Here is a 1,339-nt window from a genome sequence, read left to right on the forward strand (position 1 = left end):
CTTGGCCATGCTCGACCAGCGGCATGGTTCACTTATCCTCCTGCGTCCCCCCATCGGTCAAACGATCCAACGTGGTACAGGAATCTCCACCTGTTGTCCATCACCTACGCCTTTCGGCCTCGGCTTAGGTCCCGACTTACCCTGGGCGGACGAGCCTTCCCCAGGAAACCTTAGGCTTGCGGCGGGCAGGATTCTCACCTGCCTTTTCGCGTACTCATACCGGCATTCTCACTTCCTTGCGCTCCACCCAGCCTTCCAGCTGAACTTCGCTGCACAAGGAACGCTCCCCTACCCAAGACTTGCGTCTTGCCGAAGCTTCGGTGGCCTGTTTAGCCCCGTGTCATTTTCCGCGCAGAGTCACTCGACCAGTGAGCTATTACGCACTCTTTCAATGGTGGCTGCTTCTAAGCCAACATCCTGGTTGTCTGGGCAACTCCACATCGTTTTCCACTTAACAGGCACTTTGGGACCTTAGCTGTCGGTCTGGGCTGTTTCCCTCTTGACGACGGATCTTAGCACTCGCCGTCTGACTCCCGGGCATAAATGCGGGCATTCTGAGTTTGACAGGGTTCGGTAACCGGTGAAGGCCCCTAGCCCTATCAGCGCTTTACCTCCCGCATTCTTGATCCCGAGGCTAGCCCTAAAGCTATTTCGGGGAGAACCAGCTATCTCCGGGTTCGATTGGAATTTCTCCCCTACCCACACCTCATCCGCCGACTTTTCAACGTCGGTCGGTTCGGGCCTCCACGAAGTTTTACCTCCGCTTCACCCTGGACATGGGTAGATCACCCGGTTTCGGGTCTGCAGCCACGAACTTGACGCCCTATTCAGACTCGCTTTCGCTTCGGCTACGGCTTACCGCCTTAACCTTGCTCGTGACCGCAACTCGCCGGTTCATTCTACAAAAGGCACGCCATCACCCTTGCGGGCTTTGACTGCTTGTAAGCATACGGTTTCAGGTTCTATTTCACTCCCCTTCCGGGGTGCTTTTCACCTTTCCCTCACGGTACTTGTGCACTATCGGTCGCTGAGGAGTATTTAGCCTTGGAGGGTGGTCCCCCCGGATTCCCACGGGATTTCACGTGCCCCGCGGTACTTGGGATCCCTTCTGGATGTCTCGTCCTTTCGCCTACAGGGGTGTTACCTGCTGTGCCGGGCCTTTCCAGACCGCTTCGACTAGGATGATTCACTCGTGATGAAGGTCCCGCAACCCCGCCTCCGAAGAGACGGTTTAGGCTTTTCCCCGTTCGCTCGCCGCTACTGAGGGAATCTCGGTTGATTTCTTTTCCTCCGGGTACTGAGATGTTTCAGTTCCCCGGGTTGGCTTCCCACGCCTATG

At 56.6% G+C, this 1,339-nt stretch carries 1 rRNA gene; it reads right to left on the reverse strand.

The features are described 5' to 3' along the window. Positions 1–1,339: ribosomal RNA gene (locus GTO91_RS17555) — 23S ribosomal RNA — on the reverse strand; the annotation flags it as partial.

Source organism: Heliomicrobium undosum, from assembly GCF_009877425.1.
GTDB classification, from domain to species: domain Bacteria; phylum Bacillota; class Desulfitobacteriia; order Heliobacteriales; family Heliobacteriaceae; genus Heliomicrobium; species Heliomicrobium undosum.